At 59.0% G+C, this 17,004-nt stretch carries 13 protein-coding genes; 2 read left to right on the forward strand and 11 right to left on the reverse strand.

Features of this window, described 5'->3' with window-relative positions; all coding sequences use genetic code 11:
* Positions 1 to 78 precede the first annotated feature (78 nt).
* Positions 79 to 2,133: a penicillin-binding protein 1C gene (gene pbpC / locus IE102_RS04105; protein WP_229807551.1), complete on the forward strand. Its 2,055-nt coding sequence runs from the start codon at positions 79 to 81 to the stop codon at positions 2,131 to 2,133.
* A 63-nt stretch (positions 2,134 to 2,196) separates the two neighbouring features.
* Here the strand turns inward: pbpC and IE102_RS04110 are convergent, their stop codons facing one another.
* The 11 genes from IE102_RS04110 to IE102_RS04160 form a co-directional block, all read right to left on the reverse strand.
* The gene (locus IE102_RS04110) at positions 2,197 to 2,412 is read right to left on the reverse strand and encodes a flagellar basal body rod C-terminal domain-containing protein (RefSeq protein ID WP_189485098.1); all 216 of its coding nucleotides are present in this window, start codon (positions 2,410 to 2,412) and stop codon (positions 2,197 to 2,199) included.
* Between the two features lie 105 nt (positions 2,413 to 2,517).
* On the reverse strand, positions 2,518 to 3,921 hold the full coding sequence (locus IE102_RS04115; RefSeq protein ID WP_189485099.1) for a DUF1501 domain-containing protein: 1,404 nt from the start codon (positions 3,919 to 3,921) through the stop codon (positions 2,518 to 2,520).
* Between the two features lie 9 nt (positions 3,922 to 3,930).
* Complete coding sequence (locus tag IE102_RS04120) at positions 3,931 to 5,712, reverse strand: DUF1800 domain-containing protein (protein WP_229807552.1); 1,782 nt, start codon at positions 5,710 to 5,712, stop codon at positions 3,931 to 3,933.
* 127 nt (positions 5,713 to 5,839) lie between these two features.
* The gene (gene pheT / locus IE102_RS04125) at positions 5,840 to 8,284 is read right to left on the reverse strand and encodes a phenylalanine--tRNA ligase subunit beta (protein WP_189485100.1); all 2,445 of its coding nucleotides are present in this window, start codon (positions 8,282 to 8,284) and stop codon (positions 5,840 to 5,842) included.
* Positions 8,285 to 8,513: 229 nt separating this feature from the next.
* Positions 8,514 to 9,587 carry a phenylalanine--tRNA ligase subunit alpha gene (gene pheS / locus IE102_RS04130; protein ID WP_189485101.1) on the reverse strand — a complete coding sequence of 358 codons (1,074 nt, stop codon included), beginning with the start codon at positions 9,585 to 9,587 and terminating at the stop codon, positions 8,514 to 8,516.
* An 86-nt stretch (positions 9,588 to 9,673) separates the two neighbouring features.
* Positions 9,674 to 11,668: a phosphocholine-specific phospholipase C gene (locus tag IE102_RS04135; protein WP_189485102.1), complete on the reverse strand. Its 1,995-nt coding sequence runs from the start codon at positions 11,666 to 11,668 to the stop codon at positions 9,674 to 9,676.
* Positions 11,669 to 11,752: 84 nt separating this feature from the next.
* Positions 11,753 to 12,049 carry a hypothetical protein gene (locus tag IE102_RS04140; RefSeq protein WP_189485103.1) on the reverse strand — a complete coding sequence of 99 codons (297 nt, stop codon included), beginning with the start codon at positions 12,047 to 12,049 and terminating at the stop codon, positions 11,753 to 11,755.
* Positions 12,046 to 13,341, reverse strand: a complete 1,296-nt coding sequence (locus IE102_RS04145; RefSeq protein WP_189485104.1) for a hypothetical protein — start codon at positions 13,339 to 13,341, stop codon at positions 12,046 to 12,048. The genes IE102_RS04140 and IE102_RS04145 overlap by 4 nt, the downstream gene beginning before the upstream one ends.
* Before the next feature lie 137 nt (positions 13,342 to 13,478).
* On the reverse strand, positions 13,479 to 13,841 hold the full coding sequence (gene rplT / locus IE102_RS04150; RefSeq protein WP_189485105.1) for a 50S ribosomal protein L20: 363 nt from the start codon (positions 13,839 to 13,841) through the stop codon (positions 13,479 to 13,481).
* Between the two features lie 14 nt (positions 13,842 to 13,855).
* A complete protein-coding gene (gene rpmI / locus IE102_RS04155) occupies positions 13,856 to 14,053 on the reverse strand; it encodes a 50S ribosomal protein L35 (protein WP_189485106.1) in 198 nt (65 codons plus the stop codon).
* Between the two features lie 128 nt (positions 14,054 to 14,181).
* The gene (locus IE102_RS04160; protein WP_189485107.1) at positions 14,182 to 15,498 is read right to left on the reverse strand and encodes an MFS transporter; all 1,317 of its coding nucleotides are present in this window, start codon (positions 15,496 to 15,498) and stop codon (positions 14,182 to 14,184) included.
* Between the two features lie 163 nt (positions 15,499 to 15,661).
* On the opposite strand from IE102_RS04160, the gene IE102_RS04165 reads away from it, so the two are divergent.
* Positions 15,662 to 16,942, forward strand: a complete 1,281-nt coding sequence (locus IE102_RS04165) for a Y-family DNA polymerase (protein ID WP_189485108.1) — start codon at positions 15,662 to 15,664, stop codon at positions 16,940 to 16,942.
* Positions 16,943 to 17,004: the final 62 nt, after the last annotated feature.

Raw genomic sequence — 17,004 nt, forward strand, 5'->3', positions numbered from 1 at the left:
GTGAGGGGCTTTTTGCGTCTGTTTGCCCCCTCCGTCGCCGGTAACCGGCGACACCTCCCCCGTAAACAGGGGAGGAGGATGCCGCACCTCCTCAAATCCCTGATCGTGTTCCTCACGGTTCAGGTGGTCGCGGCGGCGGTGAATCTCATCCTGCCGCCGGATATGTCCAAGGCCCAAAAAGCCTCGGCGGTGGCGCTGGATCGCAACGGTATGTGGTTGCGGGCCTTGCCGGTCGATGACGGGCGTTGGCGTATCCGGGCTGATCTTCAGCGTACGGACAAAAGCTTTGTGCACCATTTGCTCAAGGTCGAGGATGAGCGCTTTTACCTCCATCACGGTGTCGATCCGGTAGCCCTTGTGCGGGCATTTTCATCCAATATGCAGGCAGGTTCCGTGGTGTCGGGCGGATCAACCATTACCATGCAGACGGCGCGGCTATTGTCGCCCAAGGACCGCACCTATCTGTCCAAACTGATCGAAGTGTTTCGGGCGGTGCAGCTTGAGGCGCGCTATACCAAACGCGAAATCCTGTCGATCTATCTGACCCTGGCCCCTTACGGTGGTAATCTTGAGGGGGTACGGGCGGCCTCCCTGTCCTATTTCGGCCATGAGCCGGAAAGCCTGACCCTCGGTGAACAGGCCCTGTTGATTGCCCTGCCCCAAGCCCCCGAAGCGCGCCGTCCAGACCGCAACCCCAAGGCCGCGCTTAACGCCCGCAATGAGGTTTTGCTGCGCCTGCAGGACAAGGGCGCGGTTACGCCCGCCGTGGCGCAAGAGGCGATGGAGGAGCCGCTGGTAACGCGCCGGGCGGCCTTTCCGGCGCTGGCTTGGCACGCAGCGGGGCGTCTGGCGCGGCAGGTCAGGGGACTTGACGCGACCGTCATCACCACCATTGACGCCCCTTTGCAGGCCCGGCTTGAGGCCCTGGCACGGCAGACGGCGGCAGCACAAGGCCTTAACAGTTCGGCGGCCATCATGGTGGTTGACATCAAAACCCGCGCGGTGCGGGCCAGTGTCGGCTCCGCAGGGCTTGATCGCGCCGGGGGCTGGATCGACATGATGCAGCGGGTCAGATCGCCGGGTTCCAGCCTGAAACCCTTTATCTATGGTATCGGCTTTGAAGACGGGGTGATCGCCCCTGAAACGCGCTTGATGGATGTGCCGACGCGCTTTGGCGACTATCAGCCCGAAAACTTCGACCGGGTATTCCACGGCGACGTGTCGGCCAAAGACGCGCTGGTCAATTCGCTCAATGTGCCGGCAGTGGCGGTGCTGAACCGTATCGGAGCCGAAGGGTTTTCGTCGCGGCTGGAAGGGGCGGGCATCCACCTAATCCGGCCCAAGGCGGGGTTGAAAGAGGCCGGTCTGGCGCTGGCGCTCGGCGGGGCGGGGATAAAACTGTCCGATCTGGCCTCGCTTTACGCGGCCTTGGGGGACAATGGGGTGGTCAAGCCGCTGGCGTGGACGGAGGCTGAGGCGCGGTTGCACACCCTTCAGCCGGGATCACGCCTGATGACGCAGGATGCGGCGCAAAAAACATTAGCGATTCTGCGTGAGACGCCTGCACCGGCGGGGCGGCTGCCGGGGGCGCTAATGAAATCAGCCAATCGTCCGGCCTATAAGACCGGCACGTCCTATGGGTATCGTGATGCTCTGGCCGTGGGGGTAGCAGGCGGTCATGCCATACTGGTCTGGACGGGGCGGCCCGATGGCGGGGCGCGGGCCGATATGACCGGACGCGATGCAGCGGCCCCTTTATTGTTCGATGTGGTTGATCAGCTACAGGCCCCTGCGCAGTTGCCCAATGTGCTGACGCCGGATCGTCCGCCGGAAGCGTTGAAAGAGATGAAAACCGTAAATGCGGGGCCGGTGATTCTGTTCCCACCCGATGGCGCGACCGTTTTTGTCGAGGTACGTGCGCGGGGGGCGCGTGGCGATTTTACGCTTAAACGCGGCCTGAAATTGTCGGCGCGGGGTAAGGGGCTGCAATGGTATGTCAATGGCGAAGCCCTGCCCAAGGCCGACGGCGCACCGTTGTGGTATCCGGCGCAGGAGGGGTTTTATGATGTGGCGGTAGTTGATGGTGAAGACCGCGCCCGCCACGTCAAGGTGCGGGTCAAGGCGGTGGATTAGCTTGCTTAGTTCCGGGTCAAGGGGGCTTGCCCCCTTGGATTTTAGTGCGCTAACGCTTCGCGCTTAAGCCTTCATATCCAGCAAACGGCCAGTGACTTCGTTGACGGTTTTGATGACGCTGATATTGGCTTCAAAGGCGGTGCGGGCCTGAATCTGGTCGACGAAATCGCTGACCACATCCTTACCCTGAGCGATGTCCTGAACCGTTTTGACGGCACTTTTGTCAAAGCGCGCCTGTGCGCTCATCAGCCCGCCGATGGCTGTGTTTAATGCCAGCATGGTACTCTACCCGAACTTAAAAGGCCCCGCCGCATGCGCAGGCTTTACCCTTCCACCATGCGCCGAAAAGATTAAGCTTGTGGATAAAAGTGCGGTTAAAAGGGTTTAAACCATAAAGCCCAAATTCGACGTGGCGAAATTGCCGAGGTTCGGCAACACCCCCGGCAGTTCGGTGTTCGAGACTCCGAACCAGCGCGCCAAGGTAGCTGCGAACTGATCGACCGACGTGGTCGGCAACAGTCGGCCCTGACCCACCTGCTCATCGTCGGTTATGGACACCGTGGGAGCGGTGCCATAGAATTTCTTGCCGTTCACCGCGCCGCCCATGATGAAATGGTGCCCGCCCCAGCCGTGGTCGGTGCCGTCGCCGTTGGAGGCCAGCGTCCTGCCAAAATCGGAGGCGGTAAAGGTGGTGACCTGATTGGCCACACCTAGTTCAAGGGTAGCCTGATAAAAGGCCAGCATGGCTTCATCCAGCCGTGCCATCAGGCCAGGGTGATCTTCCATCAGGCCGTCATGGGTATCAAACCCGCCGAGCGACGCGAAATAGATCTGGCGCTTAGTGCCCAGCGTATTGCGCGCGCCGATCATACGGGCGATGATTTTAAGCTGATTGGCCAGCGAATTATTTTGGCCGTTCGGATCGAAATTGGTAGTCAGATTGATAGGCGCGATAGCGTTGTTGACGGTGCCCTGAAGGTCGATGCTGCGGCGGACGACCTTGGCATATTCTTCTTCCATCAGATGGGTGCGGCTCTGGGTCAGCAGGGTATAGAGCGCGTCCTGAACATTATCATTACCGGTGGCAATATAGCGCAGGGCGTCGATTGAGACAGCGCCATTAGAGCCGACCTGATATTGCAGCGCGTTTTGCCCCGACAGGAAGACGGCGTTACCGGCGGCAGAAATACAGGTCATGGTCGACAGACCGTTCGACGATAACGCCAGATCGCCCATCAGTCCGCCCCAGCCGACGGTCGCCCCTTCGGAGCCCAGCGCTTGCCACACCGACTGCTGATCATTGTGCGAAAAAAGCTTGGGCGGCAAGGGGTAGAGTGTGCGGTTGGGGTGCTCATATTGCGCTGCGGTTAGCGGCGTAATCAGCGGGCCGACATTAAGCTGCACGCCGAGACGGCCCTGATCGAACAGGGCTTTCAGGCCCGACAGGGACGGCGACAGGGCATATTGCAGGCCGTGCGGCAGTGTCTGCCCCGTCGGAGTCAGGGCTGTGGCGGCGAGGTCATTGCGGCTATAGGCAATGCTGCCGCGGATGTTGCTATAGAGCGCATGGTTGGTGGCATCATAGGGCACAACCGTATGGGCATGGTCGTTGCCGCCATACAAAAATATGCAGACAATGGCCTTATAGTCGGTGGCATTAAAAGCGGCGGCTTCGCCAAAACTGGCGAGATTCATGGCCAGAGGGGCGGCGACCCCCATCCCGCCAAGGGCAGCGGCACGGCTAAACAAGGCGCGGCGAGTGAGATCTTTGGTGCGGTCGATGTGCATCTTAAGGCCTCACTTCTGGATCAGATATTCAGGGCTGGCGATCACCAGCAGGAAGGCCGACCACATGCGGTCGATCTTTTGGGCATCGGTCGAGGTGGCGCTGACCGGCACGGAGTCCAGCGCGGTTTTGATCAGGCTGACCGTGGCGGGCGAAAGTTGGTCGCCGGTCATGTAAAGGTTCAGCCAGTTCACCAGCGCCGTCGTGTCGGCCACCATCGTCAGGGGCCGGGTATAGGTCAGGTCGATGTCGGCATAACCGTTCTTCATGACATGCAGGGTGAAGTTGATATAGCTGGCGATCGAGCTTTCATTGACCAACTGAAACTCCGGCGCCACGGCATTGCGGTCGGCCAGAGTGGTATTGGGGGGCACGTAGCCGGGACGGAAGAAGTTGAACACCGATCCTGAGCGCAGCGGGCTTTGGCCCAGACCGAAATCAGGATTGGTCAGGTCGTAAATCTCATACTTACCGCTCCAGGACGCAAAACCGGCCGTGCGCAGCAATTGCACAAAGCGGATCATGGGCTCGCGCAGCTTACCCGCGGTGTCGGCGGTCGGCACGGTCAGCGCTTCCGGATCGGTGAACAGGGCCTTCCAGAACGCCTTAAAGTCGCCGCGCACGCCGGAGCCGTTATTGTTAAAGGCGGACGCCACGCGGTTGATATAGGCGGCACTTGGGTTTGAGGTCACCAGCCGCTGGATCATGGCACGCGCAAAGAACGGCCCGACATTGGGGTGGTTGAACAGGGCATCAAGTGCGGTTTTTAATGCGGCTGTGCCTTCGGTATTGGCGGGGATACTGGTGCCCAGAAAATTAACCGCCAGCATCGAATGTTTGCTGGCCGTCAGCTTCATTGGGTTGGTGACATAGCGGGTATTCGGGATTGGGTAGCCTAAACCTGCGGGATTAGGCGTGGTCGTCACGCCGGTCAGATCGCGATCATAGCCGGTAAACACCCGCGCCAGATTGGTGACATCGGATTGGGTGTAGGTCTCTAACTTTGCACCGGTAAGGAGATCGGTCTTGATCGAGCCGTCATTATTGAGCTGATAGAGGCCAAGGGTGAAAAGTTGCATCACTTCACGGGCATAGTTCTCATCCGGCTGGCGACCTTGAGCGTTTTCTTTTTCGTTGCCGAGCGTGTTGAGATAGATGCCCATGGCCACGCTTAAGGTCACGTCCTCCAGCAGGGTGCGGAAATTGCCAAAGGCGTTTTTGGCCAGCATGTCCCAGTAGGCGGCGATACAATAGGGCGGATAAAAGCCGTCAATGGGATTGAGCGACACCACAAAATGCTCGGACAGGGCCAGAGCGATGCGTTTGCGGAGCTGATCCGGGCTGGTCAGCACCTGATTCCAGATCATCCAGTCGCCAAACACCGGATTGAAGTAGGTCTGCTCAGACGTAATCGCATTGTGGCCGCGGGAATCGAGCCAGGCCACGCCCGTTGGCCCCGGCGCCTCAGCCATGCGGGCATCGAGCCAGCCGGAAATGCCCAAGGATTGAACATTGGTGACATCGGATTCTGAGGCTGAAAACTGCGCTTGCAGCAGGAACCGTGCGGCCTGAGAGGCGGTGACTTGCGCGACCGGGGGCGGTGGGGGGCTGACGCCGCCACCGGAACCACCTGAAGACCCACCGCCTCCACCGCCGCCGCAGGCCGACAAGAGCAGGGAGGCCGAAGCGATGGCAACCGCCGCTGGGTGTATATCCGGCGACATCTCAGCCGGTGCGGGATCGCCCGCACCCAAGCTGTCATTCTCAGGGAATGTTGTTTCCGACCTGTCCATTTGCCCCGCGCCCCATATGTTTGCACATAGGCTTAGGAGGCTGGCATGCAAAGGTTAAGGATTTTCAACATATGGGATATATGGTTGCCGTTAAGCCTACATTCCCAATGCCGTCCTTATAAACAGGCTATGACCTGAGCGTCGCCCCAGCTTTTTGGGCTGCGGCGATGATCTTTTGCGAGACGGCTTCGATATCCGCGTCGGTCAGGGTCTTATCCTGCGGGGTCAGGGTCACCTCGACCGCCACGGATTTGTGACCCTCAGCCACGCCTGCACCTGTATAGATATCAAACACCTGAGCGTCGGAAATCAGCGCCTTATCCGCACCCTTAATGGCGCGCACCAGATCACCGGCGACCAGAGCATCCTCAGCCACAAACGCGAAGTCGCGGGTTAGCGGCATGAGGTTCGAGATGGTCAAAGCCCCCTTCGATTTGCCCGACTTGGCTTTTGGCTGCGGCAGCAGGTCAAGCCTGATCTCAAAACCGACATAGGCCCCGTCAAGATCGAGGGTTTTCAGCACGCTGGGGTGCAGTTCGCCAAATTCGGCCAGCACCTGCTTTGGGCCCAGTTGCAGACGGGCTGAACGGCCCGGATGCCAATGGGCTGTGTTTGACCCTTGAACCAGTTGCAGGGAGGCTACTGGCACATTGATTTCTTCCAGCAGGCGTATCAGGTCGGATTTGAGCGCGAACAAAGCGTCTTCGCCCACCGCAGACCAATGCCGGGTTTTGGCGGGGGCCTTGATGGCGGAGATGACGGTTTTCTGGTCGTTTGGCTCATCACCGAAATAGACCGGCCCGATCTCGAACAATTGCGCGCCGGCAAAGCCCTTGGCCGCATTGCGCCCGGCTGCTTCCAGCAGGTTGGGCAGGACGCTGGGGCGCATACAGTTCAGTTCTGACGCAATCGGGTTGGCCAGCACCAGTGTGTCGTCGCCGCCACCAAACAGTTTGGCCCAATCCTGACGCATAAATGACCATGTCACAGCCTCCGAATAGCCAAACGCGGCCAGAGCGCGGCGGGCCGTGCGGGCGCGGGCTTGTTGTGGCGTCAGCACGCCGCCGTTTTTCGGCGCGACCGTTGGCAAAGGCGTCGATGGGATTTTGTTGAAGCCATAGATGCGTGCGACTTCTTCGACCAGATCGGCCTTGCCGTCCACATCGCGGCGGAAGGACGGCACGGATACCGTCCACGGTGTACCTTTGGTGACGCCAAACCCAAGCGCGGTCAGGATGGTTTCTATCTGTTCGTATGGCACCTCAAGGCCGGTCAGTTGACCGACATATGCCGGATCGAAGGTCACATCGGCGCGGCGGGCCGGGGGTGCGCCTTCGACGACAATGTCGGAGGCTTCACCGCCGCACAGGTCAAGGATCAGGCGGGTGGCCAGTTCCAGCCCCGGCACGACCGATTCCGGGTCAACGCCGCGCGCGAACCGATAAAGGGCATCGGACGTGATCTTGGTGTCGCGGCCGGTCTGGGCGGTGCGGATCGGATCGAACCAGGCGCATTCTAGGAAGACATCGGTGGTGTCGTCGGATACGCCGGTACTCATCCCCCCCATAATGCCGCCGATGCCGATGGGGCGAAGCTTGCCGTTTTCAGTGTCAGCGATAACGCACATATCTGGCGTAAGGATATACTTGCTACCATCAAGGGCATCAAAAAGTCTTGCTGGTGGCGATCCTGTTATAGGAATGCCGTTGTAATGCCAAAGGATTCGCCAATCTTTGCCAACGACTGCCTCAATCACGTTGCCGGACAGCTTTTTCACATCATAGACATGCAGCGGGCGGGCGCGGTCAAACGACAGGTAGTTGGTGATATCGACCAGAGTTGAAATGGGTTTCAAACCAATCGAGGTCAGCTTATCCTGCAACCACTTGGGCGAGGGGCCGTTTGTGACGCCTCTGATGACGCGACCGGAAAAATAGGGGCAGGCGTCGCCATCGACCTTAACCGAAATGGGCGACGGGAAGGTGCCCTTGACCGGCTCTATGGCTTTGTCCTTGAACGCGCCCAAACCGGCGGCGGCCAGATCGCGGGCAATACCATGCACCCCCAGCCAGTCGGGGCGGTTAGGCGTGACTTCAAAATCGATGACGGGCTCGGCACCAAACACGACAGCTGCCGGTGTGCCGACGGCCAGATCGTCGGACAGCTCCAAAATGCCGTCGCTCTCATCGGAAAGTTGCAGTTCGGACGCCGAACACATCATACCGTTCGAGACCACACCGCGCACCGGCTTTTCGACCAGGGTGACATCAAGGCCCGGAACGTAAGCCCCGATGGGCGCATAGATGGTGGTCAGACCAGCCCGCGCATTGGGCGCGCCGCAGACGATTTCTTTGCGGCCATCGACCGTATCGACCTGCAAGACCTGCAAACGGTCGGCGTTCGGGTGCTGGGCGGCGGAGATGACCTTGGCGACGGTAAAGGGCTTAAGCAGCTTTGCCGGATCGTGAATGTCTTCGACCTCAAGGCCGGCCATGGTCATGGCGTTGGCCACCGCATGAATATCGGCGTCGGTGTCGAGGTGATCTTTGAGCCAGGAGAGCGAAAATTTCATTGAGCGAACTCGTCGTATTTAGTTGCGACTCCAAGGGAGCCATCAGTGATCTGCTGTTGTTCAATAGTTATCAAGGAACCGGGGAGTACAGACCATTGTTCAGTATTTGGATCGTGATTTTCGTTGGTCAGAACGAACACGTTGCCGTCGACTTTTATGGCTGAAGATGGACGCCACACAGGTGTCCCTTCATCTAGAAGCTCTACATACACGACAACGCGCTCAATCATTACGACAGACCGCTTGCCGAGTTCGGCGCACTAAACCCGCTAAAGCCATAGTGGTTCAGCCAGCGGGTATCGGCGGCGAACATATCGCGCAGATCTGGCACGCCGTATTTGAGCATAGCCAGACGATCAACGCCCATGCCAAAGGCAAAGCCCTGATACTCATTGGGGTCGATCCCGCAGGCGGTCAGCACATTCGGATGCACCATGCCGGAGCCCAAAATTTCCATCCACTTATCGCCGTCCCCGATTTTCAGCTCATTGCCGTTGCGGGTGTAGCGCACATCCATTTCCGCCGAGGGTTCGGTGAACGGGAAGTGGTGCGGGCGAAACTGGGTGATGACCTTATCGGTCTCAAAAAAGCGCGCGATAAAGGTGTCGAACACCCATTTCAGGTGGCCCATGTGGATGGTTTTATCGATCACCAGACCTTCGATCTGATGGAACATCGGGGTGTGGGTCTGATCGGAATCGTTGCGGAACACGCGCCCCGGCACGATCAGGCGAAACGGCGGCTTGCCGGAAATCATGGTGCGGATCTGCACCGGCGAAGTGTGGGTGCGCAGCAGTTTGCGCGTCCCGTCAGCGCCGGGATTGAAAAAGAAAGTGTCGTGCATTTCACGCGCCGGATGTTTTTCCGGGAAATTGAGCGCGGTGAAGTTATGGAAATCGTCTTCGATATCCGGCCCTTCAGCGACTTCAAAGCCCATGTCGGCAAAGATGGCGATCATCTCATCCATGACCTGCATGGTCGGATGGACGCCGCCTTTGGCGCGCGGGGCGGACGGCAGGCTGAGATCAACGCGCTCGCTCTCCAGCCGCTTGGTCAGGTGTTCGGCCTCAAGCACGTCTTTGCGAGCATCGAGTGCAGCCTGAACCTGATCGCGCACAGCATTGATGGCGGCCCCCGTGGCTTTGCGCTCTTCGGGCGGCAGGGCACCGAGCGTCTTCAACAGACCAGAGATGCGGCCGGTCTTACCCAGAGCCGATACCCGCACGGCATCAAGGGCTGTAAGGTCGCTGGCTGCGGCAATTTCAGCCTCTATTTCGGTTTGTAACGCGGAATAATCGCTCATGATCGGATCAACTCAAAGCCTTTGCAGGCCGGTTGTTTAGGCGAAACACTGTCCTCATGAAAGCAAAAAGTGATCCTTGCGTCCGCTCAGGCCTGATCCAGCACAGCCGGACCGAACGCGGCGGGGTTTGACATTGACGGTTTGCCGTCTTCGATATGACCGCTTAGGCGCAAGGTGTTCGCATCCGAAGTCAGGCTCAGGTCGTACCAGTTATGGCTTATGGTCAGATCGATCGTGACGATGCGCGTCTCCTGCGGCGTCAGGGCGATAGTCTGGGCGGGCGCATTGTAAGCTTCGTCGCGGATGATAACGGTCAGCGGGGCTTTGGTCAGGTTACGTAGTTCCAGCCCCTTGGACCCCCACTCGCCGGTAAAGGCGGCCTGGCCAAAGATCCGACGATAAAAGCCATTCGGGCCTGATATCCAGAGATTTACGGTATCTTTCAGCGGCATGGCGATGGCCTTACCGGCGCTGACCGTAAAGCGGCGCGGAATGGCGGCCAGATTATCCATGTCATAGACATGAAAGACGGCTGCCCCTGCGTGACTATTATTGGTTAAAACGATCTGGCCGTTGCTGATCCCGCACCCCAAAGCGTAGGGCGTCGCCCGGCGTAGACGTGGGCCTTTTTCCTGAACCGGCGCGATCAGGGCGTCCGGCGCCTGGGGTTTGGTCTCGCCGCCAAGTTTTCGAGCGCGGTCAGCCAGTTCAGTGGTTTGGGGCATGCCGGCAAAAAACGGCTGATCATTGGGCGTCTTGAAATCGAAACACGAGGTCAGATCGCCGCACACGGCCCGACGCCAAGGCGAAATATTGGGTTCATGTACTCCAAAACGGGCCTCGATAAAGCGGATGACCGAGGTGTGGTCGAACACTTCCGAGGCGACATAGCCGCCCTTTGACCAGGGCGAAATCACATACATCGGCACACGCGGGCCAAGGCCGTAAGGGCGGTTACGATATTTATCGTCGCCCTGATGATATTCCGCATCCGCCCCTTCGGCAAAGCCAAGCGGCGCACCCGTGGCATCCAGCGACGGCGGAGCGGGCGGCGGCACATGGTCGAAATAGCCGTCATTTTCATCGAAATTGATCAGGAAAACGGTCTTTGCCCAGACTTCAGGATTGGCGGTGAGGGCATCAAGCACCTTGGCGGTATAGTCGGCGCCTTGGGCGGGGCTCGACGTCGACGGATGCTCAGACCCCTCAGCCGTGCCGACGATCCATGACACCTGCGGCAGTTTGCCCGCCAGCACATCCTCTTTGAGCTTATCGAGATCGCGTGTGCGCACGGATCTGTTGGCCAGTTCGGCCAGCTTGCCACCGGTGGCCTTATCCGCCGCCCGATAGGTCTTGAAACCAACAAGGGGATTGTCGGTGAAGTTGTCCTTCATGTCCTGATAGACCTGCCAGGATACGTCCGCGGCACTCAGACGCTCAGGATAGGTCGTCCAGTCATAGCCGCCGTGGCTCTTGGGGTCGGCTTTGATGTCGTCATAGCCGTTGTCGATAACCGGTCCATTCGGGCCGACATTTTTACCCGTCCAGTGGAACACCCGGTTGGGATTAGTACCTGAATGCATAGCGCAGAAATAGGCATCACACAGCGTAAAGGCATCGGCCAGCGCATACTGAAACGGCATATCGGCGCGCGTGAAATAGCCGAGCGAATGGTTGTGCTTGGCGGCAGGCCAGTTATCCATGCGGCCCTGATCCCAGGCAGCTTGCGCATCCTTAAAGCTGTGGGGGGTGCCTTCCACCCGCATCAGGCGGAAATCCCTGGCGGTATTGAGCGCAAAGGGCGCAATCAGACGCGTCTTATCCTCTTCGCGTGGCTGTGCGAAAACCGTGCGGTCATGCGCCACGGGGATGGGGAAGCGATCGCCAAAGCCCTGCACCCCGTTCATCGCCCCGAAATAGTGGTCGAATGAGCGGTTTTCCTGCATCAAAATGACGATGTGCTCGACATCCTTTATAGTGCCGGTACGCACTTTCGCCGGAATATCAAGGGCGCGGGCGATAGCCGGAAAGGCAGCGAAGCCTGCGGCGGCCTTAAGCAGGGTGCGACGATTGTGGGGCATGGCGGTCATCCTTGGACAGGCTCCAAGCCATAACCGCGCCGTTTGTCATATTTGTTACAGTTCAGGCCGCATGTGACTCTTTATTTATGCGCTAACGCTTCGCTGCTTGAGCGCGGATTTTTTATCCGTATCGGCTTTGGTCACGGGGGCCTCATCGAAGAACGATGGGTGATGCTGACGGATATCGTCCAGCCACACTTCAACCTGCCCGGATTTCAGGGCAAAGGGTGAGGTTTTTTTGGCAAACATGTCCCGGAATCGGCGCTTGGCGGGCATAAGGCGCACCGCTTCATGAGGGCCGCTCTCGCGCATCAGTTCACGTAGGATCTTGCGCGTGGCCGTTAGCTTTTGGGCGGATTTCATGATGGCATTCAGGTTCATGTCTTGGCTCCGTCGCGATAGGTCTGATAGCGGCCGCGTTCCATGCTGAGGATCGAGATCGGCCTCGCCACGCTCGACTCCCTCATCAGTTCGTGCTCAATCACCGGCAGTTCCATGAACTTTTGCGCATAGTCGGCTAAGATACCGGCATTGGCTGAATCCAGCAACGGCCCCAGCTTGGAACTGACCCGGTGCCAGCGTTCCATGCGCGCCACATGCAGACCGGCGTGCGGGGCCATTTGGGCGATCGGGCGCAAGGTTTTCACCAACTCATCGGACAGTTTGCGATTTGACTGGCCGATACTACCGCCGATTTCCTTGATGACCGCCAGCAGGATATCTTCGGTGGCGTGCAGGGCGTGGTGCTCATATTCCGGCATGGCTCCGGTCAGGAAGGCGCGCGTCAGATCATCCTGAGCATAGGTTTCAACAATGACAGGTTCTGAGGCGGCACTGGGGCTGTCGCTGCGCAATATGCGGTATTTGAGCGTGCCGCCGAACGCACCGATAAACTCCATCGACACCATAGCGGGCAGGGCATCTGCGGCCCCGAAACCGGCGATCACCAGCCCGGTCGTATAGCCATAGGTATGTTCCGGCAGCCACTCCAGCAGCAGGGATTCCGCCGCCAGTTTCAACACGTCACGCACCAGCGATTCCGGATACTGAGCCCCCTCAAAAATGCGGCCCATTTCCTCGCTTAAGGTCGTGCCGATATGGGCATAGATATAGTCGGTCAGGGCTTGTCCGGCCTCGATCCGGCGGCGGGGCAGGGGATCGCGGGTCTTGCCGCTGTGGTCCGTGGCCGTGATCGGATCGACCGCTTCAAACAGAATATCCTCACGCAAAGCACTCAAGGCCCGTGTGGCGATATCAGCGTTTACAGGTCGGGCAAACTCCCAGCCCAGCTTGACCATACCCGCCGCGTAATCGAGCAGAAAGCCACGAATATAGGCGGAAAAACTCTGCTGTTCGGCGTTGGCATGGGGCGTCAGACCCAGTCCCGATATGTCGGACAGACCCGCAATCATCGCCTTGGCATAGGCCTTGACCGAACCGATATCGGGTTTGTGCTGAAGTTTAAACTGACCGAAAACTGTCTTCCACGGCAGACCGCCGAAGTCTCCGCCGCCATAGATCATGGCCGCTATCGGCCCGCTGTCATCGATGACAAAGATCTTTTCGACGCCGGATTGTGAGACGCGGTAAGCCTCGCCGTCGGAAATGGTGACCGCGCTGTCGGCCCCCAGTACGACGGCCTCAAGATTCATCAGTAATACTTCGCTGGTCACGAAAACTCCCCCGCCGTCCCCATATGGTTAATCAACCACAGACATGGCCAAAAGGAAAGCGGGGCCGCACACAACTGGCATGAAAAAACCCCGCCACCTGCGGGTGACGGGGTTTAATCTCAATCTTTTCAGATCAATTAGGCTGCTTGCAGAGCGGCGCGAACCTTATCGGCAATGGCCTTGAAGCCATCAGCGTCGTGCATCGCGATGTCCGACAGAACCTTACGGTCGATTTCGATCTCAGCTACGGTCAGGCCGTGGATGAACTGCGAATAGGTGTAGCCTTCGATCCGTGCAGCGGCGTTGATGCGCTGAATCCACAGAGCGCGGAAGTTGCGCTTCTTGTTGCGACGGTCGCGGTACGCATATTGACCGGCCTTATCGACGGCGGCCTTAGCGGTGCGGATGGTATTCTTGCGGCGGCCGGAAAAACCCTTAGCCTGGGCCAGAACTTTTTTGTGCTTGGCGTGTGAAGTTACGCCTCTTTTAACGCGAGCCATGTTTCAGGTTCTCCTTAGGCGTAGGGCATGTAGGATTTGATCTTGATGGTGTCGGCATCCGACATCACCTGCGTACCGCGGTTCTGGCGAATGTACTTGCCATTGTGCGAGATCAAACGGTGGCGTTTACCGGCAACGCCGGCCTTTACCTTGCCCGAGGCCGTGAAACGGAAACGCTTCTTGGCGCCCGATTTCGTCTTCAGTTTTGACATTTCATATACAGCGGGATTAGCGCTGTCCTCTGGATAGAAGATTTATCCGCCAAGGCATGTCATGGGCCCGGCGAACTTGGGAAGGCGGGTCATTACAGGATAAGGACTTTGATGGCAAGCAGAGTCTTCTACCTGATACCCATCTTTTGTGCCGCCTTATCAACCTGAAGCGCCATCCACGCGGCGGGCAGGCACAGAACCGCGCCAAACAGGATCGGGGCGTCCGGCCCGAACCGGCTGAACAGGAACCCGGCGAGTATAGGCCCGATGATACGGGCGACCGCACCCATCGACATATTGAACCCCAGCATCGCCCCTTGCCGGTCGGGCGGCGCGGCCTTTGAGATCAGGGCCGAGATGTTGGAAAAGACAACCGCTTGCCCGACCGTGCCGAACATGACGATCGGGGCAATCAGTATGGCCCACTGGTTGGCCCCCTGAAGGATAAAGCTGGCCCCAAACACCGCAAGCCCGCCCGCCATGACCTTGGCCTCACCATAGAGCCGGACCAGCCGCCGCGTCAGCACCACCTGCATCAGGGCGGCGGTGATGCCGATGCACAAAAAGATCATGCCGATATCCTGCGGGCCCCAGTTGTAGCGGTGCTTGGCCCACAGAGCGAAGATCGACTCCAACCCCGCAAAGGCGCCCATATAACAAAGGGTGGCGATGATCACGCGGCTGATGACCGGATTGGCGCGGGCTTCGCTGAACGCCCCTAAGAAATCAGGCGGCTGGGCGTGGCTCTTGGGGCGGCTTTCCTTGACGAACAAAATGACACCGAGGGCGGCAAGGCCGGCCATAACCGCGGCGGCATAAAGCGGCAGGGCGTAGACCTCATCACCGGAATTACCGGCATCGCGCGCCAGAACCCCGCCGATAAACGGGCCAATGATGAAGCCGAGCGAGAACGCGGCCCCCAGCAGGCTCATGCGTGACGCCCGCTGATGGGGTTCGGACATATCGGAAATATAGCCCTGAATCGTCGAGATATTACCCGATCCCAGACCGCTTAAAAACCGGATGAAGATCGCCAGCCAGATATTGCCGCACAGAGCCAAGGCTACATAGAACAGGACATTGGAGGCGGTGGTGACCAGCAGCACCGGTTTACGCCCCAGCCGATCGGACAGCCAGCCCCACAAAGGCTCGGCAAAAAACTGCCCCAGACTATAGGCCGAAAACATCAGGGCGACCTGAAACGGCCCGGCGTTGAGATGCTCGGCAAAGAATGGCAACAGCGGCATGACGATGCCGAAGCCTACCATATTGACGAACACCACTGAAAACAGCGCCACCAGCGCGCCATTATCGCGCAATCCGTCCCTTATACCTTTGAAAAAAGGCGGTTTGGGCGCGTGAGGCGGAGGGGGCGGCGAGGATGCGCCCGTATCGGAAACCAAACGCGTTTCCGGTTTTTCGGGCTGGGGTACAGGGTTCGACATAGGGCCACTTTGCAGTATGGGGCGCGGACTATTGACAATTTGACCGCAGGTGCGAGGGCATTTGATGGAGGCGTTATGTACGCCGTGACGCGGCATATGACCAGTCATGACTTGACACAATTTACATGTTCTTGTTATGTTCTTAACCGAAAGGTGCAAGAACATGCCCGCAGTCAGCCCCGAAGACGACATAAACTTGAGTAATCTCAACTGGTTATATCTCGACATGAACTCCTATTTCGCCAGTGTCGAGCAGCAGGACGACGTGCGCCTGCGTAACCGTCCGATGATCGTGGTGCCGGTTAAATCCGATTACACCTCAGCCATTGCCGCCAGCTATGAGGCCAAGGCGCTGGGGATTAAAACCGGCACCAGCGTCAAGGAGGCGCGGGCGCTGTGTCCGGCGATTCAGATACGTGAGGCGCGGCCGGATCGCTATGTTCAGGTACATAACCGGATATTGGAAGAGGTTGATCGCACCCTGCCGATCGAAAAGGTCTGCTCGATTGACGAGGTGGCCTGCCGGTTGACGATGGGGCAACGTCATGAGGCGGCAGCGCGCGCTCTGGGCTATCGGATTCAGCAAAATATCATGGCCAATATCGGCGAATGTCTGCGGTCGTCTATCGGGATTGCGCCGTCGCGGATGCTGGCCAAGACGGCGGCGGATATCGTCAAGCCCCTGGGGTTGACGGTACTGCGTCAGGACGACCTGCCGGGGAAGTTGCTGGATCTGAAGCTCAATGATCTGCCGGGTGTCGGGGCATCGATGAACCTGCGGCTGAACAAGGCGGGCGTGTTCACCGTGGCGGAATTGTACGCCTTGCCTGCGCCGCGTCTGCGTCAGATCTGGGGCGGGATCGGCGGCGATAATTTTTGGTACAGCCTGCACGGCATCGACCCGGCGGAGGTGGATACCATCCGGGGTTCGATCAGCCATTCCCATGTGCTGGCCTCTGATCTGCGTCCGATTGAGGCGGCGCGCGGCGTGGCCCGGCGGCTGGTGGCCAAGTGCGGGTCGCGGCTGCGGCGGATGGGCTATAAATGCGGGGGCTTACACCTGTCGATCCGCGCCGACCGGGGCGATGGCCGCGCTCAGGCCGAGGCCCATTTCGATGTCACCGCCGACAGCTTTCGGATGATCGAAGTCATGGACGGTCTGTGGCGGCACTGTGCCGCTAAGCTGAACAGCCCGCGCGTGAAGAAGGTGTCGATCACCTGCACGCGCGTCATCCCGGCTGATCTGCCGCCTGACCTGTTTGGCTGGACGCCGGAAGTGGCCGAGGATGCCCGTCATATGCGGGTGCTAAAGGCGCTGGATGGGCTTAATCAGCGTTACGGCAAGGACGCGGTCACTATCGGTCCGCGCACCAAGGTGCATGGTTTTGTGGGGGCCAAAGTCGCCTTTAATAGGATACCGGAAAACGCCGAGTTCTGGGAGTGAAAATCGCGGTATTTGGCCATCTAATACGCAGTCTGCGCTGGCAGGTACCTAAATGTACCTGC

The sequence above is a fragment of the Asticcacaulis endophyticus genome, from assembly GCF_014652575.1.
GTDB lineage: Bacteria > Pseudomonadota > Alphaproteobacteria > Caulobacterales > Caulobacteraceae > Asticcacaulis > Asticcacaulis endophyticus.

Coding starts and splice junctions, on each gene's coding strand:
- pbpC (WP_229807551.1), top strand. CDS start 79: ATGCCGCACCTCCTCAAATCCCTGATCGTGTTCCTCACGGTTCAGGTG.
- IE102_RS04110 (WP_189485098.1), bottom strand. CDS start 2,412: ATGCTGGCATTAAACACAGCCATCGGCGGGCTGATGAGCGCACAGGCG.
- IE102_RS04115 (WP_189485099.1), bottom strand. CDS start 3,921: ATGCACATCGACCGCACCAAAGATCTCACTCGCCGCGCCTTGTTTAGC.
- IE102_RS04120 (WP_229807552.1), bottom strand. CDS start 5,712: ATGGACAGGTCGGAAACAACATTCCCTGAGAATGACAGCTTGGGTGCG.
- pheT (WP_189485100.1), bottom strand. CDS start 8,284: ATGAAATTTTCGCTCTCCTGGCTCAAAGATCACCTCGACACCGACGCC.
- pheS (WP_189485101.1), bottom strand. CDS start 9,587: ATGAGCGATTATTCCGCGTTACAAACCGAAATAGAGGCTGAAATTGCC.
- IE102_RS04135 (WP_189485102.1), bottom strand. CDS start 11,668: ATGCCCCACAATCGTCGCACCCTGCTTAAGGCCGCCGCAGGCTTCGCT.
- IE102_RS04140 (WP_189485103.1), bottom strand. CDS start 12,049: ATGAACCTGAATGCCATCATGAAATCCGCCCAAAAGCTAACGGCCACG.
- rplT (WP_189485105.1), bottom strand. CDS start 13,841: ATGGCTCGCGTTAAAAGAGGCGTAACTTCACACGCCAAGCACAAAAAA.
- rpmI (WP_189485106.1), bottom strand. CDS start 14,053: ATGTCAAAACTGAAGACGAAATCGGGCGCCAAGAAGCGTTTCCGTTTC.
- IE102_RS04160 (WP_189485107.1), bottom strand. CDS start 15,498: ATGTCGAACCCTGTACCCCAGCCCGAAAAACCGGAAACGCGTTTGGTT.
- IE102_RS04165 (WP_189485108.1), top strand. CDS start 15,662: ATGCCCGCAGTCAGCCCCGAAGACGACATAAACTTGAGTAATCTCAAC.